This is a genomic window from Xanthomonas sp. SS, from assembly GCF_014236835.1.
In the GTDB taxonomy this organism is placed as follows: domain Bacteria; phylum Pseudomonadota; class Gammaproteobacteria; order Xanthomonadales; family Xanthomonadaceae; genus Xanthomonas_A.
Window position 1 is genome coordinate 1,599,903 of sequence record NZ_CP051190.1, and the last position, 25,333, is coordinate 1,625,235.

The window sequence follows — 25,333 nt, forward strand, 5'->3', positions numbered from 1 at the left end:
TCGGGCAACAATTCGCCCCGGATACGCCGAGCAATGGAACCTTCGATGCGCCGCAGCCTTGCCTTACTCCTGTCTTTCGCGCTGTGCCTGCCCGCCGCGGCCGCCCTGGCCCAGGCCGGTCTGCGCACCGAAGGCGACGTCGCCGGCGCGCAGAGCCCCTACGACGCCGAGGTGCCGGTCAACAGCCAGAGCGAGGCCGACCGCAATGGCGCGGTGGCGCGCGCGCTGGGCGTGGTGCTCGGCAAGATCTCCGGCGACCGCGCGGTAATGTCGCGCCCGGGGGTGACCCAGGCGCTGCGCAACGCCAAGAACTTCGTCGACAGCTACGACTACCGCCAGGACCAGGGCACCTCGCCGAGCGGCGCGCCGACCTTCCGCACCACCCTGATCGCGCGCTTCCGGCAGAGCGACGTCGACGGCCTGGCCGCGGCGCTGGGCCTGCCGCTGTGGCCGCAGCCGCGGCCCAAGCCGGTGCTGTGGCTGGCGATCGACGACGGCAGCGGCCCGCGCCTAGTCGGCGTGCAGCAGTCCAATGCCGCGCGCAGCGCGCTGGACCGCGCGATCGAGCGCGGCTACCGGCTCGGCCTGCCCACCGGCAGCGCCGCCGAGCAGGCGCTGGTCGGCGCGATCTGGCGCCAGGACACCGCCGCGGTGGCCAGCGCCTCGTCGCGCTACAGCCCGCCGATGCAACTGATCGGCAAGCTGTACCGCGGCAAGTCCGGCGGCTGGACCGCCGACTGGGTGTTCGTCGACAGCGGCAAGACGCTGTCCAGCTGGTCGGCCAGCGACGCCGACGCGCGCCGCGCGATCGCTGCCGGCGCCGACGGTGCCGCCGACGCGCTGGTCAAGCGCTACGCCAAGGCGTCCAGCACCGGCCCGGCCGGCGTGTACCGGGTGGTGATCAGCGGCATCCGCAGCGCCGACGACTACCTGCGCGTGTCCGCGGCGCTGCAGAACACCTCGGTGGTGCGGCGCATCGTGCCGATCCAGGCCAGCGGCGACCGCCTGGAACTGGACCTGGACCTGCTCAGCGGCGTGTCCGGCCTGAACCGCATGCTCGGCGCCGACAGCCCGCTGCAGCCGGTGACGGTGCCGGTCGAGGGTGGGCCGATCATCCTCAACACCGAGCGCACGGAGTACCGGCTCAAATGACGCTGTCCCCCGAAGCGGAAATCGCCCAGTTCCTGCGCCGCCTGAAATGGGCCGCGGTGATCCTGGGCGTGCTGTGGGTGATAGCGCTGCTGGCGCCGATTCTGACCCCGTTCGTGCTGGCGCTGCTGCTGGGCTGGCTCGGCGATCCGCTGGTCGATCGCCTGGAGCGCGCCGGCCGTTCGCGCAACATGGCAGTCACCCTGGTGTTCGTGCTGATGGTGCTGTTGCTGGTGCTGGCGCTGCTGATCCTGGTGCCGATGCTGGAACGGCAGATCGTCACCTTCATCGACGTGCTGCCGCAGGCGCGCGACTGGTTCACCGGCACCGCAATCCCCTGGGCCGAGCAGAAGACCGGGCTGCAGCTGATGGCGTGGCTGGATCCGGAGCGGCTGATCGAATGGATCCGCGGCCACTGGCAGCAGGCCGGCGGCGTCGCCGCGACCTTCTTCGGCTATCTGTCGCGCTCGGGCTTCGCCATGGTCACCTGGGTGGTGAACCTGGTGCTGCTGCCGATCCTGACCTTCTACTTCCTGCGCGACTGGGACATCCTGGTCGAGCGCGTGGCCGCGACCATCCCGCGCAACCACGTCGCCACCGTCGGCCGCCTGGCGCGGCAGTCCAACGACGTGCTGGGCGCGTTCATCCGCGGCCAGTTCCTGGTGATGCTGGCGCTGGGAGTGATCTACGCCGGCGGGCTGAGCCTGATCGGGCTCAACCTGGGCCTGCTGATCGGCATCGTCGCCGGCCTGATCAGCTTCATCCCGTATCTGGGCGCGACCACCGGCATCCTGCTGGCGATCCTGGCGGCGCTGGTGCAGTCCAAGGGCTTCGACCTGCAACTGATGATCCTGGTCGGCGTGGTGTTCACCGTCGGCCAGTTGCTGGAAAGCTACGTGCTGACCCCGCGCATCGTCGGCGACAAGATCGGCCTGCACCCGGTGGCGGTGATCTTCGCGGTGATGGCCGGCGGCCAGCTGTTCGGCTTCCTCGGCATGCTGCTGGCGCTGCCGGTGGCGGCGGTGGCCAACGTGCTGCTGCACTACCTGCACGAGCAGTACCGGCAGAGCGAGCTGTATGCCGGCGACAAGTCGGCGATCCTGCTCGATGGCAGCGCCGAGCGCGCGCCGCTGATCGAACTGCCGCCGCGTAGCTCCGACCAGCCGTGAGCGTGCCGCAGCTGCCGTTGGCGTTGCGCTATCCGCCGGAGCAGCGCTTCGACCGCTATGTCGGCGCCCCGGCCGGGTTGCTGGCGCAATTGCAGGCCGTCGCCGACGGCAGCGACGTGGACTGGATCTACCTGTCCGGCCCCGCCGGCACCGGCAAGACCCATCTGGCGCTGGCGCTGTGCGCGGCCGCCGAGCAGGCCGGGCGCAGTGCCGCCTACCTGCCGCTGCAGGCCGCATCCGGGCGCCTGCGCGACGCGCTGGAAGCGCTGGAAGGCCGCGACCTGGTCGCGCTGGACGGGCTGGAGGCGATCGCCGGGCAGCGCGAGGACGAAGTGGCGCTGTTCGATTTCCACAACCGCGCGCGCAGCGCCGGCGTGACCCTGCTGTACACCGCGCAGGCGATGCCCGACGGCCTGGCGCTAACCTTGCCCGACCTGCGCTCGCGGCTGGCGCAATGCACGCGCATCGCGCTGTCGCCGCTGGACGATGCCGGCCGTGCCGCGGTGCTGCGCGAGCGCGCGCAACGCCGCGGGCTGGTGCTGGAAGATGCGGCGATCGACTGGCTGCTGACCCATGCCGGCCGCGACCTGGCCGGCCTGGTCGCGCTGCTGGAGCGCCTGGACCGCGAATCGCTGGCGGCGCAGCGGCGGGTCACGGTGCCGTTCTTGCGGCGGGTGTTGGAGGGGCCGGGATTGGGGATTGGGGATTCGGGATTCGGCAGCAGCTGAGTTCAAGCAGCCTGTTTGCGCCCAGCGCGCGGGGTGCGCAATCGAATTCGGTTTGGGAAATCCTGCTGCCAGCCGCGGCAGGCGCGTGTCGGCGTGCTCAGCTTTTGCCGAATCCCGAATCCCCAATCCCCAATCCCGGCACGCGACCCAGCTCGCCATCCAACTCTGCCAGTCGCTGCGGCGTCCCCACATCGGTCCACCGGCCGCGATGGTGCAGGCCGTGGATGCGGCCGGCGGCCATGTGCGCACGCAGGATCGGCGCCAGTGCGAAGCGCGGCGGCGTGGCGTGGTCGGCAATCGGCGTGGCGAATGCCGCCTGCCAGTCGCGCAGCAGCTCCGGCCGATAGACGCCCACGCCGGCGTAGGTCAGCAGCGGCGCGCCGTCGCTGCGCAGCGTGGTATCGGCATGCAGCGCGAAATCGCCGTGCGCGGCGTAGGCCGGCGGATCGACCAGCGCCAGTTGCGCCAGTCCGGCCGGTTGCGGCGTCAGCTGCGCGAAATCGAAATCGGTCCAGATGTCGCCGTTGACCAGCAGGAACGGCGACGGCCCCAGCAGCGGCAACGCGTGCAGCATGCCGCCGCCGGTCTCCAGCGGCGTGGCGCCTTCGTAGGAATAGGCGATGCGCAGGCCGAACGCGCTGCCGTCGCCGAGCGCCTGCGGGAACTGCTCGGCCAGCCACGAGGTGTTGATCACCACCTCGCGCACGCCCAACGCCGCCAGCTTGCGCAGGTGCCAGACAATCAAGGGCGTGCCGCCCACCGCCAGCAACGGTTTGGGCGTGCGTTCGGTCAGCGGGCGCATGCGCTCGCCGAAACCGGCGGCGAAGATCAGCGCCTTCATGCGCCGGCCGCCGCGCGCTGCGCCAGCGCCGGCTTGATCCGCGCCTGCAGCAGCTGCGCCAGCGGTTGCAACTGCGGGTGCCGCGGCAACACCTCGTCGAGGTAGCCGATGAAGCGCGGCACGTTGTCCAGGTACCAGGTCTTGCCGTCGCGGTAGTTCAGCCGCGCGAAGATGCCCAGGTTCTTCAGGTGCCGCTGCACGCCCATCCAGTCCGCATCGCGCAGGAACTGCGCCAGCGGCGGCAGCGCGATCCCGGCCTGCAGCGCACGCGCGTGGTAGCACGCCAGCCAGGTATCGACCCGCGCCAGCGGCCAGCTCACCGTGGTGTCCTTGAACAGGCTGATCGGGTCGTAGGCGACCGGGCCGAGCACGCAGTCCTGGAAATCCAGCACCGCCGGGCCGTCGGCCACCGGCATCAGGTTGCGCGGCATGAAGTCGCGGTGCACCAGCACCCGCGGCTGCGCCAGCGCATTGTCCATCAAGCGGCGCTGCACCAGTTCGAGCGCATCGAGCTCGGCGCAGTCCAATGCCAGGCCCAGGTGCCGGCGCAGGAACCACTTTTCGAACAAGCCGGCATCGCGCTGCAGCAGCGCCTCGCCGAACACGCCCAGGTCCGGCGGCGGTGCGATCGTCTGCAGCCGCAGCAGTTGCCCGAGTGCGGCATCGAAGTGGGCATCGGCCGAGGCGACGTCCAGCGTCTGCGCCAGGGTCGGTCCGCCAAGATCCTCCAGCAGCAGGAAGCCGGCCTCCGCGTCCTGCGCCAGGATCGCCGGCACGCGAACGCCGCCTTGCTGCAGCAACGCGTGCATACGCAACCACGGGCGCACGTCCTCCAGGCCCGGCGGTGAATCCATCAGCACGCGGCTGGCGCCGGTGCCGTGGCTGCGCCAGTAGCTGCGCCAGCCGGCGTCGATCGACGCGCGCTGCAGCGTCGCCTGCGCATCGCCCAATGCGGCGCGCGCCCATTGCTGGCGTTGTGCGGCGCGCAGGTCCGGCGCGTCGGGAAGATCTGTGCTGGAACTCATCGGGACGCTGCGGCGGACATTGGCCGCACAGCGTAAACGTGCGGCGTCGGCATGGCGAGCCGTGCCGGCGCCGCGGTGCGGCGTCAGCGTTTGCCGAGGAACAGCCGCAGCAGCGCGAGCAGGGCGATGGCGCCGAGCAGCGCGCCAAGGAAGCCGGCCGGCTCGCCGCGGCTGTACCAGCCCATGTAGTGGCCGAACCAGCCGGCCACCAGCGCGCCGGCGATGCCGAGCAGTACGGTGAACAGGCAGCCGGAGCGGCCGCCGCTCGGACCCAGGAAGCGCGCCAGCAGGCCGACCACGAAGCCGACCAGGATGACGTACAGCCAGCTGTCGCTGCCGAACAGGTTGTGCATGGGAGCGTACCGAAACGTGGAAGTGAAGCGGATCGTGCCAGATTCGCCCGCCACGCGGCGTGGATGCAGGCGCGGCCGGCGATGTCCTTTAAGCGGCCATGCAGGCGCGGCTCGCGCGCACGCGGTGGCGACGCACCAACGCGGGCAGGGCTCGCAGCTTGGCGGCCGTCGTCGCCGACGGCCGCCGCAGGCTCAGCAGCAGCCGTGCCCGCCGTGCTGCTCGCCGCCGGCCACCGCGGCGCTGCCGGTGGTCTCGCCGCGCACGCTGGCGGCATGGTGCTCGGCGATCACCTTCGACACGCAGGCGGTGACCCGCTTGCCCATCGGGATGTGCAGGAACTCGTTCGGCCCGTGCGCGTTGGAATGCGGTCCGAGCACGCCGGTGATCATGAACTGCGCGCCGGGGAACTTCTCGCCGAGCATGCCCATGAACGGGATCGAGCCGCCTTCGCCCATGTACATCGCCGGCTTGCCGAACGCCGCCTGCGAGGCGGCCTCGATCGCCTCGGTCAGCCACGGCGACTGCGCCGGCGCGTTCCAGCCCGAGGACGACTTCTCCAGCGCCAGCGACACCTCGGCGCCGTACGGCGGATCGCGCAGCAGCACGTCCTTCAGCAGTTCGCCGGCGCGCTTGCCGTCCAGCGTCGGCGGCAGGCGCAGCGACAGCTTCACCGCAGTCTCCGGGCGCAGCACGTTGCCGGCCGAGGCCAGCGGCGGCAGGCCGTCGGCGCCGGTCACCGACAGGGCCGGGCGCCAGGTGCGGTTGAGCACCAGTTCGGTGAGATCCTCGTTCATCGGGGTCATCCCCGGCAGGAACGGGAACTTGCTGTAGACCTCGTCGCCGAGCACCTCGGCGACCTTGCTGGCCTGCGCCAGGCGTTCTTCCGGAATCTCCGAATACAGGCCCTCGATCTTGATCCTGCCGGTGGCCTCGTCCTCCAGCCGCGACAGCAGGTCGCGCAGCACGCGGAAGCTGGACGGCACCACGCCGGACGCATCGCCCGAATGCACGCCTTCGCTGAGCACCTTGACGCTGAAGTTGCCGCCGGCCAGGCCGCGCAGCGAGGTCGTGCACCACAACTGCTCGTAGTTGCCGCAGCCCGAATCCAGGCACACCACCAGCGACGGCTTGCCGATGCGCTCGGCCAGGTGGTCGACGTAGGCGGGCAGGTCGTAGCTGCCCGATTCCTCGCAGGCCTCGATCAGCACCACGCAGCGCGCGTGCGGGATGCCCTGGTCCTGCAGGGCCAGGATCGCGGCCAGCGAGCCGAACAGCGCATAGCCGTCGTCGGCGCCGCCGCGGCCGTACAGGCGGTCGCCCTTGAGCACCGGCGTCCACGGACCCAGGTCGTCGTCCCAGCCGGTCATCTCCGGCTGCTTGTCCAGGTGCCCGTACAGCAGCACCGTGTCCGCGCCGGTCTCCGCGCCGGTGGCCGGCACTTCCAGATAGATCAGCGGCGTGCGCCCTTCCAGCTGCACCACCTCGACCACCAGGCCCGGGATGGCCTGCGCGCGCGCCCAGCGCTCCATCAGCCGCACCGCATCGTCCATATAGCCGTGGGCGACCCAATCGGCGTCGAACATCGGCGATTTGTTGGGGATGCGGATGTAATCGACCAGCTGCGGGACGATGTCGTCGTCCCACTTCTCGCTCAGGAAACGGTCGATCTTGGCATTGTCCATCGTGGAACTCCGGGATTTGTCGCAAAAGAGGTGGCCACCATTCTACGCCGCGGTCCCCGTGTAGGGTTTTTCCTACACGTTGACGCGCCGTTTACCTGCTGTTTGGAAAGGGCGTTGGCGATAGGCTGTACCCATGTGGCGAGGGATGCTTTCGACACCGGCAGGAGAGGCCGGTGAAGTCCCCATCCAAGTCACAAGGAGTGTTGCCATGCAGTCTTTTATCGTGGTCCTGAAGTCTCTGGTCCTGGCGTTGCTGCTGACCGGTTCCGCGCTCGCCGCGGACAAGGTCAACATCAACTCCGCTAGTGCAGCGGAAATCGACCGGGTGTTGTTGAACGTGGGTGCCTCCAAGGCACAGGCGATCGTCGACTACAGACAGGCGCACGGCCCCTTCAAAAGCGTCGAGGACCTGACGCAGGTGAAGGGAATCGGACTCAAGACGGTCGAACGGAACCACGACCGGATCGAAGTGGGAGCCACGAAGGCGACCACGCCGACGGCAGCCAGGACGGCAGCCGCCAAGCCGGTGGAAAGGCGTTAAACGGATTTAAGGATTAAACGGATTTAAAAGCATTCAAGGGATTTGAAAGGACAGAGGATACGGCTGGCGCAGGACGCGCGGTCGCGACCTCGCTGAGCAGGACGCTCAGCGGGGGAGGCAGGAAGCCGACAAGGACGTACATCGTCGCCCGGTGTTGCACAGTGAAGTGCAGCCGGGCGACGTTTTTTGTGGGCGAAGGTTTTTGTCGGGCGCTTCGCGCCGGTCGGCTCGCCGCGATTCGGTACTCCTGCTGCCGGCGGCTGTCCCTGCTGCAGACAGCTGCCATGGCGGCGGGCGCATGGGCAAGGTGCGGTCGCACGCGCGTCCGACTGGCTCCTGGAACCATGAGGCGCTGCGCGTCGTACCCTCACCCCAACCCCTCTCCCGGTGGGAGAGGGGCCAGGTTGTTCCTTCTCCCGTCGGGACCATGGCCCCCTTTTCGGGGGAAGGTGGCCCGCAGGGCCGGATGAGGGTACGGGCCCAGCCTCTCGCGCCCGCACACAAGCATCCTACCTGCCCAATAGCCACGATCCCGCAGCGCCACGCATGGTCGCCTCGCTGCGACTTGCGCTGGCGCGCCGATGTGTCTTGCGCCGGCGCGACTCGCCGATGTCGCAGAACGGGCGATGGCCGTCGCGATTCTCGAAAGGTCGCGTCGCAGGCCAGTTGCCGCATTTCCCTGGAGCTGCAAAACTTCCGGTTCCGGCTGGCGTTTGCCAGCACCATTCGTACTTGCTGACGGCCGGGATAGGCGCGGGAAACCGCAGATGCCTGCCGCTGTCGCGGCATCCGGCAGCGCCGCCGGATCGTGCAGAATGCGCCGATGGACTGGTGCAACATGCTTTCGCGGGTGATCCCCGCCAACGACTACCGCCGCGAGCGCTGGCGCAACGGACTGGGTTGGACGCGGGAGATCCTGCGCCTGCCGCAACCGGACAGCGATGACTGGCTGCTGCGCCTGTCGATCGCGGAGATCGAGCAGGACGCGGCCTTTTCCAGTTTCCCCGGCATCGATCGCGAACTGGTGCTGCTGCACGGCGCCGGCCTGCGCCTGCGCTTCGACGACGGCGCCGTGCATCTGCTCGAACCGCCGTACGCGCGGCTGCGCTTCGCCGGCGAGCGGCCGCTGCGCGGCGAACTGCTCGACGGCCCCACCCACGACTTCAACCTGATGTGGCGTCGTGATCGCCTGCGCACGCAACTGCTGCATCGGCCGCTGGTCGGGCCGATGCTGTTCTTCGCCGACCCGCAAATCTGTTGGGTCGTTCATCTTCTGGCAGGGCAGGCGCAGTTCGATGCCGACTGCGGATTGCCGCCGCTGGCCGCCGGCGACAGCGCCTGGTTGGCCGCCAACACCAGGCAGCGCTTCGCTTTGAGCGGTGGCGGCGAGTTGCTGGCGATCCGCATCGAACCGCTGGCGACGCCCGCCGACTGAGCTTTCGGCGCCACGCGCGTGGCTCTTGCGGGGTTGCCGCCGACCGCGTCCAATGCGCGAACGCGGCTATCCCGGAGCCGTGGACCGGAACGAACAGGTGGCCTCGGATAACAGCAGGTGGTTGGCGAAAGTATTGGTAGTGGACGACGACGCGGCCTTGCGCGACCGGATTCGCGATTATCTGGCCCGTTTCAACTTGCAGACCCACGATGCCGAAAGCGGCGTACAACTGTATGCGCAGCTGGCGGCCGATCGCTATGACGCGGTGCTGCTCAATGCCGGCCTCGGCGGCGGCGAAGGACTGAACCTGTGTCGGCAGCTGCGCGACCGCGGCGGCATCGCGATCGTGATGATGGCCGACCAGGCCGAGCCGGTGGATCGGGTGATCGGCCTGGATCTGGGCGCGGACGACTATTTGAGCCGTCCACTGGACCTGCGCGAACTGGTGGCGCGGCTCAACGCGGTGTTGCGGCGTACGCGTGCGGCGCCGCCGCCAGCGCCGGCGCAGGACGGCGCGTGGCAGGTCGATGCCTATCGGCACCAGGCGGTCGCGCCGGATGGCCGTGCGATCCCGTTGTCGCCCAGCGAATTGCGCTTGATGGCGGTGTTCCTCGAGCAGACCGGCAACGTGCTCAGCCGCGAGGACCTGCGGGCGGCGATCGGCGACAGCGACGGCAGCGTTCCCCAGGGCGGTCGCGGCATCGATCTGCAGGTCTCGCGGCTGCGGCAGAAGCTGGGCGACGACCCGCTGGTGCCGCAATGGATCCGCACCGTGCGCGGCAAGGGTTACCTGTTCGAGCCGCATCGGTTGGGAATGCCTGCAGCGCGCTGATCCCGTGCCGCGTTGCAGGCGGCATGGAGATCGGTTCAATTGTGCCTGCACGCCGGGCATCGCCGATTCGCGTGTCAGTTGCAGGCACCGCTCGCGATGCACCGCGCATGGCCGCGCCTATGTGGCCGGCGCGATGACACTGCCGGCGCGCGCGCCCGGCACGCGTTCGACCAGCGGCTGCCTCGCGCCGCACCGTATCGTCGGTCGCGGCTGCAATGTGATTTTTATCGCGTGTTTCAGTGTCGATACAAAGTCGATATCTTGCTGACAAACCCTGCATCGACACTGCCTGCGTCGGGTTGCCGCGTCGGCGCAGCCACGACCGCAGCGATGGCTGCGTTCCACGACTGCACTTCATGACCACAGGGGGTCAGCATGATCAGCAGCATCAGCAGTGGCGGTTCGGCCTACGCCGTCGGCCGCACCAGTACCGCCAGCAGTGCGCTCGCGCAGCCAGCGCAGGCGGAGCAGCAGAATCCGCTGCAGCAAATGTTCAAGAGTATCGACAGCGACAGCGACGGCAGCCTCAGCAGTTCCGAGCTGAGCGCGGCGCTGAAGTCCAGCGACAGTGATGGCGACAGCAGCTCGAGCATCGATATCGACGGCTTGCTCAGCATACTCGACCAGGATGGCGGCGGTACCGTCAGCGAAAGCGAGTTCGCCAAGGCATTGGCGCCGCCGCGCCATGGAGGCGGCGACAAGGTGAATGCCGAGTCGATCCTCAACAGCCTGGATACCAACGGCGACGGCACCATCAGCAGCGAGGAGTTGCGCGCGGCCAGCCAGGGCAGCGACAGCAGCGACCTGTTCGCCACGCTCGACAGCGACCAGGATGGGGGAATCAGCCTGCAGGAGCTGAAGGAGGGCACGCGCCCGATGGGACCGCCGCCGCCGCGGGATACGCAGGGTAGCGACGCTGCCAGCGCCGGTACCGGCAGTTCCACCGCCAGCTCGGGTTCCAGTGCCAGCAGCGACAGCGGCGCGCAGGATGCCTATGCCTTGCTGGCCAAGTTGGCGTCGAACCAATACCGCAGCTTCGCCAGCGGTGCCAGCGCATCGAGTTCGTTCTCCGTCGCCGCTTGATCGAGGCGGTCCGCCGGGGGGGGGGGGCCGTCCGCCCCGTCGTGAGCGGCTGGCGCACGGCGCACTTGTTCCGCTACGTGCCGACGCAGCGCAAGGATCATCCAGGCAGATGCCGCACGAGAGCGGTGCGCGCATGCATATCTCCTGCGTGTCGCCGCGGCAGGCCTTCGTACGAAGATCTGCGGTTATCCGTCGGCGCTGCCGACCTGACGGGTGCGACTGTTCCTGCACATCGGAGCGCAGTGGATTGATGGCGTACAGCCGCTTCCGCGCTTACGTCGACAGGTCGTGTTCGGCTCGTGCGTCGTTCAGCGCGCGGCGCACGCCGCTGGCGTGCTGCGCCGGCGCCGTGTCCGACAACGTGCATCGCAGGCGATCGACCGATCCCACGCTCCATGCAGTTCAGCGCTGGCCACGGCTCACAACGGGAACATCTGCAAGGCGATCTGTTCCCATGTGTCGCGCGGTCCGCTGACCGGAACCTGCTGCATGCAAAAGCCGAGGTCCGAATCGGGCCTGATCAAGGAGGTGGCCATGAGCTGGCGGCGCAGGGTTGGCGCATCGTAGCCGTCGAGCAGGCCGTAGGCATCGAGCAGCGCCTTCACCAGGATCGGGTCGCCTTGCGCCATGAAGATCAGCGGTGTCAGCAACTCGAACAGATCGCACTGGCCGACGATCGCATCGCCGAAATCGAGCAATCCACTGAGGGTCCACTTTCCCTGAATGTCGTGCGCCATCAAATTCCAGGGATGGATGTCCATGTGGATGAAGCGCGTCTGCGCGGGTGGCGAAAAATCGCCCGCCGCCTCGATGTAGGGCAGGACTTGCGCCAGCAGATGCGCGGGCATCGCGTTGCGCCGATGCCGCGCGAGGCAGTCGCAGATCAGCGTGGCGATGTAGTGCCGCCACTCCACCCGGATCGCGATGTCGGCATCGAACGCGACGCTGCGCAGTTCGCGCAGCAGCGTTCCCACCTGCAGCATGATCGAACGCTTCTGGCCGACATCCAGCGCCGGCCAGACATCGGCCAGCGAGGATCCGGGCAGGCGGCTGCAGATCACGAACACCCAATTGTCGACCACGCCGCCGCCGATGAGACGCGGCGTCTGCAGCGACAATTTGCCGTCCAGCAACGGCGCGACGAGGCGTTCCTTTTCGCCTTGCCGGCGCCAGTTGGGCGGCACCAATTTGACGATCACCGCGTCGCCAAGCTGGAACAAGGCATTGGCGCCTTCCGGGATCCGCTTCCAGTCATCGCCCGGCAAGCGAAACGCCTGCCGAAGCCGATTCAATACCGGCATCCAGTAGCTTAATGGCGCGGTCTCGATGAGCTCGCAGGACTGCGCAATGCTGGGATGTTCGGGCAAACAGGCGATGGAGATTTTCATTTCCGAAGGTGCTGGCGTTGCGCCCGCGATCATACGCCGGCACGCTTGCGGCCGCCGGCCGCGCAGGCTTTGGCGCTTTCGCATGTGTCGTGCATCGTGCAGGAAAGCAGTCTGCGAGATCGCGTCATCCCATCGTCGGTGGTGGGATGACACGCGCGTGGCGAACCATCGCACTCACTTGGTGAAGCGCGGACGCCAACCGTCGGAGCGTAGGTGCATGCGATGGAGCTTCACCAAGTAGCTGAGCGCGACCATTGCCGCGGCGAAGTCCGCGCCGCACCGATGCCCAGCGCCCGACGCGGACCGAATGCGCCGGCAACTTCAGCCGACGATGGGCGCACTATTTGCGTCGCGTCCACTCCGGCGGCCAGACGCAGCGCCATGACCCGTCTACGCAACGTAGGTTAGAGAGTTGCATCAGACTGCCGGTCGGCCTTGTCGGGGTCAGGTGGATACGGCAAGGGCGCAGGCAGGCCGCGTGAGTCGCGGCCACGCGTGGCCGCGCCTGGTTTGCATCGCTCCAACGCCGGCGCAAGCCCAGGCGTCAGTACACGTCGCGCCGATAGCGCCCTTCCAGCAGCAGGGTTTCCTTGCCCAGCCGCCCCAGCACCTCCTCCAGCACCGCGTCCACGCCGGGGGCCATGCCGCGCAGGCTGCCGCAGACGTAGATCGCCGCGCCTTGCGCGACCCAGTCGCGCAGGTCCGCTGCGGCCGCGCGCAGCGCATCCTGCACGTAGCGGTGCGCGCCGGCATCGCGCGAGAACACCGCATCCAGCCGCTGCAGCGCGCCGTGCGCCAGCCAGGTGCGCAGTTCCTCGCCGTAGTGGTCGTCGTGCGCGGCATGGCGTTCGCCGTACAGTAGCCAGGTGCGGGACGCGCCGGCGTCGATGCGGGCGCGCAGGTGCGCGCGCAGGCCGGCGATGCCGGTGCCGTTGCCGATCAGGATCAGCGGCCGCGCCGGATCGGCCGGCGGATGGAAGTTCGGATTCGGGCGCAGCCGCAGGGCGATCTCGGCGCCGATCGGCGCGGTGTCGCATAGCCAGCCGCTGCCCAGGCCGGGCGTGCCGTCCGCGTGCAGCGCGCGGCGCAGCAGCAGGCGCAGCGCGCCGTCGCTGGGCATCGAGGCGATCGAGTATTCGCGATGCGGTAGCGGCTGCAGGCGCGCGGCCACGGCTGCGGGCGCAGTGCCGGCGACCTGGTCCGGCTCCGGCAGGTGGCTGCGCGCCAGCAATGCGGCCAGCGTCGTCGGCGCCTGGCCGGGGCGCTGCAGCGTCGCGGTGCCGTCCAGGCCGCTGGCCTGCAGCCAGGTCTGCACCACGGCGTCGCCATGGCACGGGCCGATCTCGGCCAGGTCGCCGGCCTGCCACGCAGGCAGTGCGCCGTCGGCAGGCAGCAGCGCCAGTTCGAACACCGCGCCACCGACACTGCCGGGATTGCACAGGCGCCGCTGCTGCAACTGCCAGCGCTGGTAGGCCGGCGGACTCCAGTCGGGTTGCTCGCTGCTGCCGGCGAGCTGGCCGAGCAATTGCTGCCAATGGCGCAGCGCGGCGTCGTCGGCGTTGTCCACGTCGATGCGGTCGAACAGCGGATGCGCGCCGTGCTGGCGCAGCCAGGCATCGAGCTGGCGGCCGAACGCGCAGAAGTGGTCGTAGCGGCGATCGCCCAGCGCCAGCAGCGCGTAGCCCAGTTGCGGCAAGGCCGGCGACTGCGCCATCGTCTTGCGCAGGAACGGCAGCGCGTGGTCGGGCGGATCGCCTTCGCCGCTGGTGCTGACCACGAACAGCGCCTGCGTCGCGCCGGCCAGCTCGGCCGCGGTGACGTTCTGCAAGGGCAATACGCGCACCGGCTGGCCCGCCGCGCGCAATGCCGCGGCACTGCGCAGCGCCAGTTGCTGGGCGAAGCCGGTCTGGCTGGCCCAGGCCAGCAGCAGCGGCGCTTCGTCCTGCTTGCCCGCGCGCGGCGCGCCGCGGCGGCCGCGCCACCACAGCCAAAGGCAGGCTGCCGCGTAGGCGGCCGTTGCCAGCGCCGCGTAGAGAATGCGCTGCTGCGATGGCGCGCCGTTCCACCATGGCTGCGGATGCAGCCGCAGCAGCGCATAGCCGATCGCGCCCAGCAGCGCGAACGTCGCCACGTGCCCGACGGCATTCCAGTTGCGTTGCGACCGCGGCCGGGTCATGCGTCGAGCAGCGCGGCGAAGGCGCTGCTGAGCCGCTCCTGCACGCGTTCGCCATCGCGCAGCAGGAAGCGTGCCGCCAGCCGTTCGCGCTCGGCGCAGGCCAGGCCGGCGTCGGCGCCGAGCACGCTCAGCGCGGTGGCCCAGGCATCGGCCTGCATCGCATCGGCGGCGACCACGCTGACTGCCGCCAGCGATGCCGCGATCGGCGTGCCGCTGCGCGGATCCAGGGTATGGCTGTAGCGCTGGCCGTCCTGTTCGAAGCGGTGCCAGCGATCGCCCGAGGTGGCGACCGCGCGGCCGTCCAGCGCCAGCACCCGCGGCGGCGTCGCCGCCTGGGCGTCCTCGTCCGGCGCCGATTCCACCAGCACCCGCCACGGCTGCCCATCGGGCTTGCGGCCATAGCCATAGAGTTCGCCGCCGACCTCGACCAGCGCGCTGGCCACGCCCTGCGCCTGCAGTGCGCGCACCGCCAGATCCACGCCGTAACCCTTGGCGATCGCCGAAAGATCCAGGCGCAGGCCGCCGGGCTGGCGCAACGTGGCGCCGTTCTCGTCCAGCACGAGTTGCCGCCAATCGCCGGCGGCGCGCGCCTGGCGCAACGCCTCCGCATCGGGCACGCGCTGGCTGCCTGCGTCGGCGCCGAAGCCCCACAGGCCCAGCACCGCGCCGATCGTCGGATCGAACGCGCCGTCGCTGCGCCGCGCGATGTCCAGCGCGCAACGCAGCACCTCGGCGAACGCCGCGGGCAGCGCGTGCACGCTGCCGGCGGCGGCGCGGTTGTAGCGGCCGATGTCCGAGTCCGCTTCCCAGGTGCTCATCTGCGCGACCACCTGGTCCAGCTGCGCCTGGATCGCCGCGTGCAGCGGATGCAGATCGCGGCGGCGGCGCAGCACCAGCTTCGCGCTCCAGGTCGTGCCCATGCTGCGACCGCCGAGCGTGGCGATCTCGGTCTCGGCATCGACATCGGCCTGGGGCGCGAGCGGCGCGTTCATGCCGCTACGTGCCGCCATGCGCAGGGCGTGCGCGCTGTCGCCGTCACTGCGGCAGCACTTCCAGCGTCGCCACGTAGCTGAGTCGGCGCTGTTTGGCCTGCGGCATCGAGGTCTTGGTGTCCTCGCTGGTGGTTTCCAGCCAGTACATGCCCGCTTCCGGCCAGGTCACGCTGAAGCTGCCCTGCGCGTCAGTGGTGAGCTTCAGTTCGTCCTGCGCGTTGCGATAGCGGGTGCCGCCGCGCACGATCTCCACGTCCAGCCCGGGCGCCGGCTTGCCGTCGATGTGCAGCTTGAAGGTGGCCTTCTCGCCAGCGAACAGGTCGTTGGGATGGGTCACCGGCACCAGTTCCAGGCCGCGGCCGCTGGGCTTGAGCGCGGTCTGGTTGGGTGCGCCGTTGGTGACGAAGGTTTCCACCCGGCCCAGCGACTGCGACACCTGCAGATCCTTCGCGCCCTTCGGCACTTCGCTGGCGAAGCTGGCGGCGTTGCCGCGCCAGCGCTTGCGCTGGCCGTTCTCGTTCCAGTTGGCGAACAGGCCGTCGTTGACCAGGGCCAGGCGGTAGGTGCCGGTCTGCGCCAGCTCCACGTCGAACACGCTGCGGTACTTGCCGGTGGCCGGGTTCTGCGGCTGCACGACGCTGCCGTCGGGCGCGGTGATGACCAGGTTGTCCAGGCGCAGCGGCACGTGGTTGAAGTAGAACAGGTCGTTGGACACCGCCGCATCGACGGTGATCCACGGCTTCTCGCCGGCGAGCACGGTCTGCGACGGTTGCAGCCAGGCCTTGTGGGCGAGGGCGGAGAACGGCAGCACCGCGGCGATGGCCAATGCCAGCACGAAAGAACGCTTCATGGACTTGCTCCTTGCGAGGAAAGAGGGAATCACGGCTTGGCGCTCAGGCGCACCGCGCCCAGTTCGCTGCTGCCTTGTGCGCTGCCGGTTATGCCGGCCTTGGCCGGCCACGCGAACGGGATCTTCAGCAGCTCGCGGCCGCCGACTTCGCGCGCGGCTTCGACCACCAGCGTGTACTGGCCCGGCGCCAGGCCCTTGAGCTGCTGCGCGTCGGTGAACGCCAGCGCGTGTTTGCCGGCCGGGCGGGTCGGGCCGCTGACGCCGTCCACCGGCATCTGCAGCGTGCGCCCGCTGCGTCGCCACCACTGGCGCAGGTCCGGCAGCCACTTGGTGCCGTGGCCTTCGGCGGTGTCCTTGGATTGGTACCAGACCGCCAGGTTGCGCGCGACCTGCTGGTCGGCGCCTTCCACCCAGATCGCGACATAGGGGCGGTGATATTCGGCGACGTTGAGCTTGGGAATCTCCACGTCCAGTTCCAGCGTGGCCGCATACGCGGGCATCGACAGCAGGCCGCTCAGGGCGATGGTCAGGGTGACGCGCATGCGAGGCTCCATGAAGTGAAAGAGGTGGATCGGATCAGTGGATCAGCAGCAGTGCGATCAGCAGCGGAATCAGCAGGCCCAGCCCAACCAGCGGCCAGGTCATGCGCCGCTGCCGCGCATGCAACTGCAGCAGGAACAGGCCGGTGATGCAGAACACCAGGCAGGCCACCGCGAACAGATCGATGAACCAGCCCCACGCCGGGCCGGTATTGCGGCCCTTGTGCAGGTCGTTGAAGTAGGAGATCCAGCCGCGGTCGGTGCGTTCGTATTCGACCGCGCCGCTGCCGCGATCGATGCTCAGCCAGGCATCGCTGCCGGGGCCGGGCAGCGCCAGGTACACCTCGTCGGTCGACCACTCGGCCGCTTGCCGGCCCAGGCTCAACGCCAGTTCGCGTTCCAGCCAGGCCGACACCGGCCGCGGCAGCGGCGCGTCGCCATCGGCGCGGCCGCCGAGCCGCTGCAGCAACGCGGCCGGCAGCTGCGCCGTGCGATTGAGCACCTGCGGTTTGGCCTCGATGCGCGCGGCATGGTTGAGGGTCAGCCCGGTGGCGGCGAACACCAGCATGCCGATCAGGCACAGCGCCGAGCTGATCCAGTGCCACTGGTGCAGCGTGCGCAGCCAGAAACCGCGGCGCTGCTGCGCCGTGGCCAGATCGGGGGAGGAGGAGTCGGACAACGCGGCGGTCGAATCGAAGTAGGGCGGAATGCATTCTACATAAATGAGAATTAGTCGCAATTGCGACGATGCTGCCGCCGCGTGCGTGGCCCGGCAATGGTCGGGCTCCACCCTCCAACGCGGCGGCGCCGTCGGCGTTGACCGCCCGGGTCAGGTCTCGGACCAGTCGCGCAACAGGTTGTGGTAGACGTTGCTCAGCCGCAGCAGCGCCCCGGCGTCGGCCTTGCTTGCGGTCAGCGCCTGGATCGCCGTGTCCAGTTCGAACAGCAACTGCCGCCGGCTGGCGTCGCGTACCAGGCTCTGCACCCAGAAGAATGAGGCCACGCGCGCGCCGCGGGTGACCGGGAGCACCCGATGCAGGCTGCTGGACGGATACAGGATCAGGTCGCCGGCCGGCAGCTTCACTTCGTGCTCGCCGTAGGTGTCGCTGATGACCAGTTCGCCGCCGTCGTACTCCTCCGGTTCGCTCAGGAACAGGGTGCAGGACAGATCGGTGCGCAAGGTCAGCGCCGGCTGCGTGGCGCTGGCGGCCTGGGTCATCACCGCGCCATCGACATGGAAACCGTACTCGCCGCCGCCCTCGTAGCGATTGAAGCGCGGCGGGATCGTGCGCAGCGGCAGCGCGGCGGCGAAATACAGCGGGCTGCGCGCCAGCGCGCTGAGCACCGCCTGGCCGAGCTCGTGCTTCAGCGGCGAGGCGTCGGGCAACTGCAGGTTGCGTTTGACCTGCGCGCCCTGGGCGCCGACCGTCTCGCGGCCGTCGGTCCAGTCGGCGCCGGCTAGCGCCTGGCGGAAGCGCGCGACTTCGTCGGCGCCGAGAATATCGGGAATGTGCAGCAGCATGGGGCGCTCCGGCAGCGGCCGCCTTCGGCTGAAGGCGGCCGCTGCGCATGGATGGACGAAGCGGCGGTCAGAACTTGATTTCGGCGCTCAGCATCGCCGAGCGCGGCGCGCCCGGCGTGTAGCGGAAGCCGCTCTTGTTGATGGCCGCGACGTAGTCCTTGTCGAACACGTTGTACACGTTCAGGCGCAGGTTGAAGTGGTCGTTGATCGGGTAGCTCACGATCGCGTCCCATACCGTATACGACTTCACCAAGGCCGGCGTGCCCACCGCGCCGTCGGTACCGCGCTTCATCTCGCCTGAGTAGCGGGCGCCGCCGCCGACGGTCAGGCCGAACGGCAGGGTATAGGTGGTCCACGCGGTGAACGCGCTGTCCGGGGTGTAGGCCAGGTCCATGCTGCCGTCCTGCGACACCTTGGCGCCTTGCTTCACCTGCGCGTCGAGCTTGGTGTAGCCGGTGGAGATCGACCAGTTGTCGCTGAGCTTGCCGACCGCCGACAGCTCCACGCCCTGCACCTGCTTCTCGCCGGTCTGGTAGTACAGCCCATCGCTGCCCTGCGCGATCTCGTTGCTGACGTCGGTGCGGAACAGCGCCATGGTCACGAACAGGTTGTCGTCCAGGAAGTTCCACTTCGTGCCGACTTCGGCGGTCTTGGCCTTCTGCGGGTCGAAGCTGGGATTGTTGGCGTTGTTGGCCGACGCGCTCAGTTCCAGCGCGCTGCCGCCGGGAGGCTGCTGCGAGATCGCGTAGTTGGCGTACAGGCTGATGTTGTCGGCCGCCTTGTAGACCGCGCCGAGCTTCCAGCTGAACAGCGTATCGGACACGTCGTCGTCCACGCCGACCGCGGTGGTGCAGGGCACGGCGGTGGAGGTGGCGGTGGTGCAGGTCAGGCTGTTGAAGTCGGTCTTGTAGTGGTCGGCGCGCACGCCGGCGGTGACCAGGAAGCTGTCGCCGAACTTCAGCGTGTCGAAGGCGTAGGCCGAAAACGTGGTGGTGGTGCCCTTGCTGTGCGCGCCGTTGCGCGCGGTGAACAGCGGCGTGGTGTTCCAGTCCGGGGCGTAGACGTTGGCCGGGTTGGCGGCCAGCCAAGCGGCGCGGTTGACGATGTTGTGGCCCCAGCTCTGCAGCTCCTCGCGCGCGGCTTCCACGCCGGTGCTGAGGTTGTGCTGCACTGCGCCGGTGGCGAAGTCCACGCGCAGGTTCAGCTGGTCGGTGAGGATGGTGTACTCCTGGTCCTTGAACGTGGGCAGGCTGCGCGCCACCGTCCAGGTCGAGGTGTCGGCGGGGTTCGGCGTGCGCAGGTTGGCGGTGTTGGGCATGAACGCGAACAGCAGGTAGTCCTGTTCGTTGCGGCCCCAGCGCGCGGTGTTGGTCAGCTTGACCGTATCGGAGAAGTCGTGCTCGAAGCGGAACGTCGCCATCTTCGCGGTCACGTCGTCGTGGTCGTAGCGGGTGCCGTAGAAGTTCTCGCTGTCCACGCGCGGCGCGTTGGTCAGCCACGGACGCGCGGGATCGGGCGAGGTGTAGCCGGGCAGGCCTAAGGTCGGCACGCCGCCGTCGGGCACGTTGTCCTGTTTCACGTACAGCAGGTCGAGGTAGTAGCGGGTGTCGCTGCCGAGGCCGAATACCAGCGACGAGGCCAGGCCCCAGCGCTTGTTGTTGACGTGGTCGCGGCCGATCGCATCGCTGTCCTGGCCCATCACGTTCAGCCGCAGCGCGCTGCTGGCGCCCAGCGCCTGGTTCCAGTCCGCGGTCACGCGGCGCTGGTTGTCGCTACCGCCGGACAGCGTGCCGCTGACCGCATCGGTCAGGTGCGCCTGCTTGGTCACCAGGTTGATCGCGCCGGTCGGCGCGCTGCGGCCGTTGTCGGTGCCGGCCGGGCCCTTCTCGACTTCGATCTGCTCGATGTTGAACACATCGCGCGAGATCGAGCCCAGGTCGCGCACGCCGTCGACGAAGATGCTGCTGGAGCTGTCGAAGCCGCGCATGTAGATCGCATCGCCGGTGGTGGTGTTGCCGTTCTCGCCGACGTAGAAGGTGCCCACGCCCGGGCTGTTGCGCAGCGCTTCGGTCAGCGTGGTGGCGCCCTGCTCGTTGAACAGGTCCTTGCTGATCACGTTGATGGTCTGCGGGGTGTCGATCAGCGGCTGGGTGAACTTGGGCGAGTCAGGCGCTTCCACCAGGTAGCGCTTGGCGCGCTGCGCTTCCACGTCGACCTTGCCCAGGGTGGTGGGCTGGTCGGCGGCCGCTGCATCGGCGGCGAGCGCCGGAGAGGACAGCAGGCTCAGGCCGCTCAGCAGTGCGGCGGCGGTGAGGGTCTGCGCGGAGACCTGGCGGGAAACGGCGTGCTTGCGGCTCTTGATCGGGGAGGTCATGGAGGGTTCGGCTATGCAGGATGGAAGGGCGGTCCGCCGCGCACGCCGTCGCCGTGTCCGCGAGGACAGGGACGTGCGTGCGAAGGTCGGAGGATGGCCGGATGGACCGGCTGCCGCTGGCCGCTTAACGCGGACATCACATCTATTTCCGCGCAAATGCGAATTATTTGCAATAGCTTTCGTGACAATGCATTACATGGCGGTCCGCGGCGCCGTTCCCCCGGACCGCCGTGCCCGCATCTTGTTCTGCAGTAGATATTTGAAAAATAAAGCTTTTCGGGGCGAGCGCAACAGGGCGCTCAGTCGCGGTCGTCGCGGGTCCAGAGTCCGCCGTGTTCGGACTTCACCGGGAACTTGGGCACCGGGCTGTAGGCCGGTGCGCACAACGGGCGGCCGTCGCGGATGTCGAAACGGGCACCGTGCAGCAGGCATTCGATGCTGCCCGCGGCGGCATCGAAGGTGCCGGGGGACAGCTCGTAGTCCTCGTGGCTGCAGCGGTCCTCCAGCGCGTAGAACGTGCCGTCGAGGTTGAACACCACGATCGGGGTGGCGGTGACCTCGTCCCACACCGTCGCGGTCTCGCCCGGCAGCAGTGCGCCGTCGGCGCAGACGAAGGTCCAGGTCTCGCTCATGCGGCGCCGCCCAGCGGCTTTTCCAGCAGCTCGAAACGCAGGTCGTCGCGCTTGGGTGCGCCGAAGCGTGCGTCGCCGTAGGGGAAGGGCTTCTTGATTCCGGTGCGGCGGTAGCCGCGGCGCTCGTAGAACGCGATCAGTTCCTCGCGCGCGTCGATCACCGTCATCTGCATCACCGGCAGCTGCCATTCCTCCCAGGCGATGCGCTCGGCCTCGGCCAGCACGGTCTTGCCCAGGCCGCCGCCCTGCGCCTGCGGCTGCACCGAGAACATGCCGAAATAGCCGGCGCCGTCGTCGTCGGCGATGTGCGCGCAGGCGATCAGCTCGCCGTCGCGCTCGGCCAGCAGCACCAGGCTGCGCGGACGCAGGATGTCGGCGCGCAACACCTCGCGGTCGATGCGGTTGCCGTCGAGCAGGTCGGCCTCGGTGGTCCAGCCGACGCGGCTGCTGTCGCCGCGATAGGCCGAGGTGACCAGGGCTGAGATGGCGTCGATGTCGGCGACGGTGGCGGTGCGGAAGGTGAGGGTGTGCATGGGGGGATTTTAGGCTGGGAAGCCGGGAATGGGGAATGGAGAATCGGGAATCGAGAGCGTGCGCTCACTGCGTTGGCCGGGCGTAGCCCGCGCGCTGAGCGCTTTGCCGATTCTCGATTCCCCACTCCCGATTCCCTGCTTACATCAACAGCTTGCGCACCTTCAGCAACGCCGCCACGAAGCGCTCGATCTCGGCGTGGGTGTTGTAGAACGCCAGCGAGGCGCGGCAGGTCGCGGCGACGCCGTAGAACTGCAGCAGCGGATGCGCGCAGTGCTGGCCGGAACGGATCGCCACGCCTTCCAGGTCCAGCAGCGTGGCCAGGTCATGGGCGTGCGCGCCTTCGACCAGGAACGACACCACCGCGGCCTTGCCCGGCGCGGTGCCGAAGATGCGCAGGCCGTCGATCTTCTGCAGTTCCTCGGTGAAATGCGCCAGCAGTTCGGTCTCGCGCGCTTCCACGTGCTGCAGGCCCAGTGCGCTCAGGTAGTCCACCGCCGCGCCCAGGCCGACGAAGCCGGCGATGTTCGGGGTGCCGGCCTCGAACTTGTGCGGCGGATCGTTGAACACGGTGCCGTCGAAGCTGACTTCCTTGATCATCTCGCCGCCGCCGATGAACGGTGGCATCGCCTGCAGGTGCTCGCGCCGCGCCCACAGCGCGCCGGTGCCGGTGGGGCCGCACATCTTGTGCCCGGTGATGGCGTAGAAGTCGCAGCCGATCGCGGCCACGTCCAGGGCGCGGTGCGGCGCGGCCTGCGAGCCGTCGATGACGCTGACGATGCCGCGCTTGCGCGCCTCGCGGCAGATCTCGCGCACCGGATTGACCGTGCCCAGCACGTTGGAGACGTGGGTCAGCGCCAGCAGCTTCACGTCCGGTGTCATCGCCTTGCGCAGCGCGTCCAGGTCCAGCGCGCCGTCGGCGGTGATCTCGGCGACCTTGATGGTGGCGCCGGTGCGCTGCGCGACCAGTTGCCACGGCACGATGTTGGCGTGGTGCTCCATCCGCGACACCAGGATGCTGTCGCCGGCCTTGAGCCGCGGCAGCGCCCACGAGTAGGCCACCAGGTTGATCGCGAAGGTGGTGCCGCTGCACAGCACCAGTTCGTCGGCGCGCACGTTGAGGAAGCGCGCCAGCTTGTTGCGCGCACCCTCGTAGGCATCGGTGGCCTCGGTGCCGAGCGCATGCACCGCGCGGCTGACGTTGGCGTTGTAGCGGCGGTAGAACTCGTCCAGCGCCGCGATCACCTGCAGCGGCTTCTGCCCGGTGTTGGCGTTGTCGAAATAGATCAGCGGCTTGCCGTGCACCTGCCGCATCAGCAGCGGGAAATCGCTGCGGACCTTGTCCCAGTCCGGCGCCTGCTGCGGCGCCGTGGCGTGCGGGGCCGCGCTGCTCATGCCACGCCCGCGGCGGCCAGCGCCTGATCCAGGCGTGCGACCAGGAACTCGCTCAGCCCCGCATCCAGCACGCGCAGCGGTTCGCGGCAGAACGCGGCGGTCAGCAGTTGCTGCGCGCGCTCGCGCGGCAACCCGCGCGAACGCAGGTAGAACAGCGCATTGGCGTCGAGCTGGCCGACGGTGGCGCCGTGCGCGGCCTTGACCTCGTCGGCGTCGATCACCAGCACCGGCTGGGTGTCGATCTCGGCGTCGGCGGACAGCAGCAGGTTCTTGTTCGACAGGTTGGCGTCGCTGCCGTCGGCACCTTGGCGGATGTGGATGCCGCCATGGAACACCACCCGGCTGCGCGCCGCGGCCACGCCGCGCCACAGCAGTTCGCAGGCGGTGTCGCGGGCGATGTGCTCGATGCCCAGGCGGGTGTCGATCTGGCGGCGGCCGTTGCCGAGCAGCACGCCGTTGGCGACCAGCCGCGCGTTGTCGCCTTCCAGGCGCACGTTGAGCTCGTGCCGCGACAGCGCGCCGCCCAGCTCCAGGTCGATGCGCCGGTACTGCGCGTCGCGCGCCAGCACCGCGTCGGTGCGCAGCAGCGCGGTGACGCCGGACGCGTCCGCCTGCACCCGCGCGTGGGTCAGCTGCGCGCCGGCGGCCAGGTGCACGTGCGCCAGGGTGTTGCTCAGGTGCGCGGCCTCGCCCAGGTGCAGGTGATGCTCGACCAGCGACAGCGCCGCGTCCTGGCGCAATTCGATCAGGTGGCGATGGTGCCAGGCATGGTCGCCGGCGCCGGCGGTGGACACGAACACCAGGTGCAGCGGCAGCGCGACCTGCACGCCGGCATCCACGCGCAGCACGCTGCCTTCGTCGGCCAGTGCGGCATTGAGCTGGGCGAACACTTCGTCGCTGCGCTCGAAGCGGCGGCCGAGGAAGCGCATCGCGTCGTCGCCGCTGCGCAGGATCGTGGACAGGCGCTGCAGCTCGACCCCGGCCGGCAGGCCGGCCAGGTCCGACAGCGCATCGCTGGCGCGGCCGTTGACGAACACCAGCCGCGGCGCGGGAATGCCGTCGACGATGGCCGCATCCACGGCCGGCGCCGCGCCCGGCGCCTGGCTGAAGCTGCGCCGCTCCAGCGCACGCAGCGAGGTGTATTTCCACGCCTCGCTGCGCGGGCCGGGCAGGCCGTCGCGCAGCGCCTGTTCCAGCGGCGCGCGGCGCGCGCCGTCGCCGTGGAAGGCGGCGGCCAGGGAGTCGAGCAGGGCGCTCATCGGACCGTCGCCTCCGGCGCCACACGGTCCTTCAACCATGCGTAGCCGTGCGCTTCCAGTTCCAGCGCCAGTTCCGGGCCGCCGCTCTGCACGATGCGGCCGTCGGCCAGCACGTGCACCACGTCTGGCTTGATGTAGTCGAGCAGGCGCTGGTAATGGGTGATGACCAGGAACGCGCGCTCGGGCGAGCGCAGCGCGTTGACGCCTTCGGCGACGGTCTTCAGCGCATCGATGTCCAGGCCGCTGTCGGTCTCGTCGAGGATCGCCAGCTTCGGCTCCAGCACCGCCAGCTGGAAGATCTCGTTGCGCTTCTTCTCGCCGCCGGAGAAACCTTCGTTGACGCCGCGGTGCAGCAGCTCGTCCTTCAGATGCAGCACGGCGAGCTTCTGCCGCACCAGCTTCAGGAACTGCATCGAATCCAGTTCGGCCTCGCCGCGCGCCTTGCGCTGCGCGTTGAGCGCGGCGCGCAGGAAGTAGGTGTTGTTGACCCCGGGGATTTCCACCGGGTACTGGAACGCCAGGAACAGGCCGGCGGCGGCGCGTTCTTCCGGTTCCAGCTCGAGCAGGTCGCGGTCTTCGAAGCGCACGCTGCCCTGGGTCACCTCGTAGCCCTCGCGGCCGGCGAGGATATTGCCCAGCGTGGATTTGCCGGCGCCGTTGGGACCCATGATGGCGTGCACCTGGCCGGGCTGCACCTGCAGCGACAGGCCCTTGAGGATGTCCTTGCCGGCGACGGAAGCGTGGAGGTTTTCGATAGTGAGCATGCAGATGGTCCGTCAGAATTCTTGTGTAGCCCCTCTCCCGCCGGGAGAGGGGTTGGGGTGAGGGTACGGCGC

Annotated in this window: 24 protein-coding genes; 7 read left to right on the forward strand and 17 right to left on the reverse strand. The window is 69.2% G+C overall.

What is annotated here, in order from left to right; translation table 11 throughout:
* Positions 1–33 precede the first annotated feature (33 nt).
* Genes HEP74_RS06675 through hda form a run of 3 tightly spaced genes read left to right on the forward strand, consistent with a single transcriptional unit; the run spans position 34 to position 3,046 of the window.
* The gene (locus HEP74_RS06675; protein WP_185815740.1) at positions 34–1,152 is read left to right on the forward strand and encodes a DUF2066 domain-containing protein; all 1,119 of its coding nucleotides are present in this window, start codon (positions 34–36) and stop codon (positions 1,150–1,152) included.
* Positions 1,149–2,318, forward strand: coding sequence for an AI-2E family transporter (locus tag HEP74_RS06680; protein WP_185815741.1), 1,170 nt, complete (start codon positions 1,149–1,151; stop codon positions 2,316–2,318). Before HEP74_RS06675 ends, HEP74_RS06680 begins: the two co-directional genes overlap by 4 nt.
* A complete protein-coding gene (hda, locus tag HEP74_RS06685; protein WP_185815742.1) occupies positions 2,315–3,046 on the forward strand; it encodes a DnaA regulatory inactivator Hda in 732 nt (243 codons plus the stop codon). The genes HEP74_RS06680 and hda overlap by 4 nt, the downstream gene beginning before the upstream one ends.
* A gap of 97 nt (positions 3,047–3,143) precedes the next feature.
* On the opposite strand, the gene murU is transcribed toward hda, so the two are convergent.
* The 4 genes from murU to HEP74_RS06705 form a co-directional block, all read right to left on the reverse strand.
* Positions 3,144–3,887 (reverse strand): N-acetylmuramate alpha-1-phosphate uridylyltransferase MurU, encoded by a 744-nt coding sequence (gene murU / locus HEP74_RS06690; RefSeq protein ID WP_185815743.1) that lies wholly within the window; start codon positions 3,885–3,887, stop codon positions 3,144–3,146.
* Positions 3,884–4,912, reverse strand: a complete 1,029-nt coding sequence (locus HEP74_RS06695) for an aminoglycoside phosphotransferase family protein (protein ID WP_185815744.1) — start codon at positions 4,910–4,912, stop codon at positions 3,884–3,886. The genes murU and HEP74_RS06695 overlap by 4 nt, the downstream gene beginning before the upstream one ends.
* Positions 4,913–4,995: 83 nt before the next feature.
* A complete protein-coding gene (locus HEP74_RS06700; protein WP_039956005.1) occupies positions 4,996–5,265 on the reverse strand; it encodes a GlsB/YeaQ/YmgE family stress response membrane protein in 270 nt (89 codons plus the stop codon).
* A gap of 192 nt (positions 5,266–5,457) precedes the next feature.
* Complete coding sequence (locus tag HEP74_RS06705; RefSeq protein WP_185815745.1) at positions 5,458–6,948, reverse strand: M20 family metallopeptidase; 1,491 nt, start codon at positions 6,946–6,948, stop codon at positions 5,458–5,460.
* A gap of 133 nt (positions 6,949–7,081) precedes the next feature.
* Here HEP74_RS06705 and HEP74_RS06710 point away from each other — a divergent pair, with 133 nt between their 5' ends.
* The 4 genes from HEP74_RS06710 (at position 7,082) to xopAW (ending at position 10,839) form a co-directional block, all read left to right on the forward strand.
* Entirely contained in the window at positions 7,082–7,489 is a 408-nt protein-coding gene (locus HEP74_RS06710) for a ComEA family DNA-binding protein (protein WP_185815746.1), read from the forward strand.
* A gap of 838 nt (positions 7,490–8,327) precedes the next feature.
* The gene (locus tag HEP74_RS06715; RefSeq protein ID WP_524540789.1) at positions 8,328–8,924 is read left to right on the forward strand and encodes a HutD/Ves family protein; all 597 of its coding nucleotides are present in this window, start codon (positions 8,328–8,330) and stop codon (positions 8,922–8,924) included.
* Positions 8,925–9,045: 121 nt separating this feature from the next.
* Entirely contained in the window at positions 9,046–9,756 is a 711-nt protein-coding gene (locus HEP74_RS06720) for a response regulator transcription factor (protein ID WP_255427908.1), read from the forward strand.
* Between the two features lie 375 nt (positions 9,757–10,131).
* On the forward strand, positions 10,132–10,839 hold the full coding sequence (gene xopAW, locus HEP74_RS06725; protein ID WP_185815749.1) for an EF-hand domain-containing protein: 708 nt from the start codon (positions 10,132–10,134) through the stop codon (positions 10,837–10,839).
* Between the two features lie 419 nt (positions 10,840–11,258).
* Here the strand turns inward: xopAW and HEP74_RS06730 are convergent, their stop codons facing one another.
* The 13 genes from HEP74_RS06730 to sufC form a co-directional block, all read right to left on the reverse strand.
* A complete protein-coding gene (locus HEP74_RS06730) occupies positions 11,259–12,227 on the reverse strand; it encodes a phosphotransferase family protein (RefSeq protein WP_185815750.1) in 969 nt (322 codons plus the stop codon).
* 544 nt (positions 12,228–12,771) lie between these two features.
* Entirely contained in the window at positions 12,772–14,403 is a 1,632-nt protein-coding gene (locus HEP74_RS06735) for a sulfite reductase subunit alpha (RefSeq protein WP_185815751.1), read from the reverse strand.
* Positions 14,400–15,395, reverse strand: a complete 996-nt coding sequence (locus HEP74_RS06740; protein ID WP_185815752.1) for an FAD:protein FMN transferase — start codon at positions 15,393–15,395, stop codon at positions 14,400–14,402. The genes HEP74_RS06735 and HEP74_RS06740 overlap by 4 nt, the downstream gene beginning before the upstream one ends.
* A gap of 43 nt (positions 15,396–15,438) precedes the next feature.
* On the reverse strand, positions 15,439–16,245 hold the full coding sequence (locus HEP74_RS06745) for a DUF4198 domain-containing protein (protein WP_185815753.1): 807 nt from the start codon (positions 16,243–16,245) through the stop codon (positions 15,439–15,441).
* 29 nt (positions 16,246–16,274) lie between these two features.
* Positions 16,275–16,787 carry a DUF2271 domain-containing protein gene (locus HEP74_RS06750; protein WP_185815754.1) on the reverse strand — a complete coding sequence of 171 codons (513 nt, stop codon included), beginning with the start codon at positions 16,785–16,787 and terminating at the stop codon, positions 16,275–16,277.
* 34 nt (positions 16,788–16,821) lie between these two features.
* Positions 16,822–17,463, reverse strand: coding sequence for a PepSY-associated TM helix domain-containing protein (locus tag HEP74_RS06755; protein WP_185815755.1), 642 nt, complete (start codon positions 17,461–17,463; stop codon positions 16,822–16,824).
* 150 nt (positions 17,464–17,613) lie between these two features.
* The gene (locus HEP74_RS06760; protein ID WP_185815756.1) at positions 17,614–18,306 is read right to left on the reverse strand and encodes a Fe2+-dependent dioxygenase; all 693 of its coding nucleotides are present in this window, start codon (positions 18,304–18,306) and stop codon (positions 17,614–17,616) included.
* Positions 18,307–18,373: 67 nt separating this feature from the next.
* Entirely contained in the window at positions 18,374–20,680 is a 2,307-nt protein-coding gene (locus HEP74_RS06765; protein ID WP_185815757.1) for a catecholate siderophore receptor Fiu, read from the reverse strand.
* A gap of 299 nt (positions 20,681–20,979) precedes the next feature.
* Entirely contained in the window at positions 20,980–21,312 is a 333-nt protein-coding gene (locus HEP74_RS06770) for a non-heme iron oxygenase ferredoxin subunit (RefSeq protein WP_185815758.1), read from the reverse strand.
* The gene (locus HEP74_RS06775) at positions 21,309–21,845 is read right to left on the reverse strand and encodes a GNAT family N-acetyltransferase (protein WP_185815759.1); all 537 of its coding nucleotides are present in this window, start codon (positions 21,843–21,845) and stop codon (positions 21,309–21,311) included. Before HEP74_RS06775 ends, HEP74_RS06770 begins: the two co-directional genes overlap by 4 nt.
* 139 nt (positions 21,846–21,984) lie before the next feature.
* Positions 21,985–23,238 carry a cysteine desulfurase gene (locus HEP74_RS06780; RefSeq protein WP_185815760.1) on the reverse strand — a complete coding sequence of 418 codons (1,254 nt, stop codon included), beginning with the start codon at positions 23,236–23,238 and terminating at the stop codon, positions 21,985–21,987.
* Positions 23,235–24,497, reverse strand: coding sequence for a Fe-S cluster assembly protein SufD (gene sufD, locus HEP74_RS06785; RefSeq protein ID WP_185815761.1), 1,263 nt, complete (start codon positions 24,495–24,497; stop codon positions 23,235–23,237). The genes HEP74_RS06780 and sufD overlap by 4 nt, the downstream gene beginning before the upstream one ends.
* Positions 24,494–25,261, reverse strand: coding sequence for a Fe-S cluster assembly ATPase SufC (gene sufC / locus HEP74_RS06790; RefSeq protein WP_185815762.1), 768 nt, complete (start codon positions 25,259–25,261; stop codon positions 24,494–24,496). Before sufC ends, sufD begins: the two co-directional genes overlap by 4 nt.
* Positions 25,262–25,333: the final 72 nt, after the last annotated feature.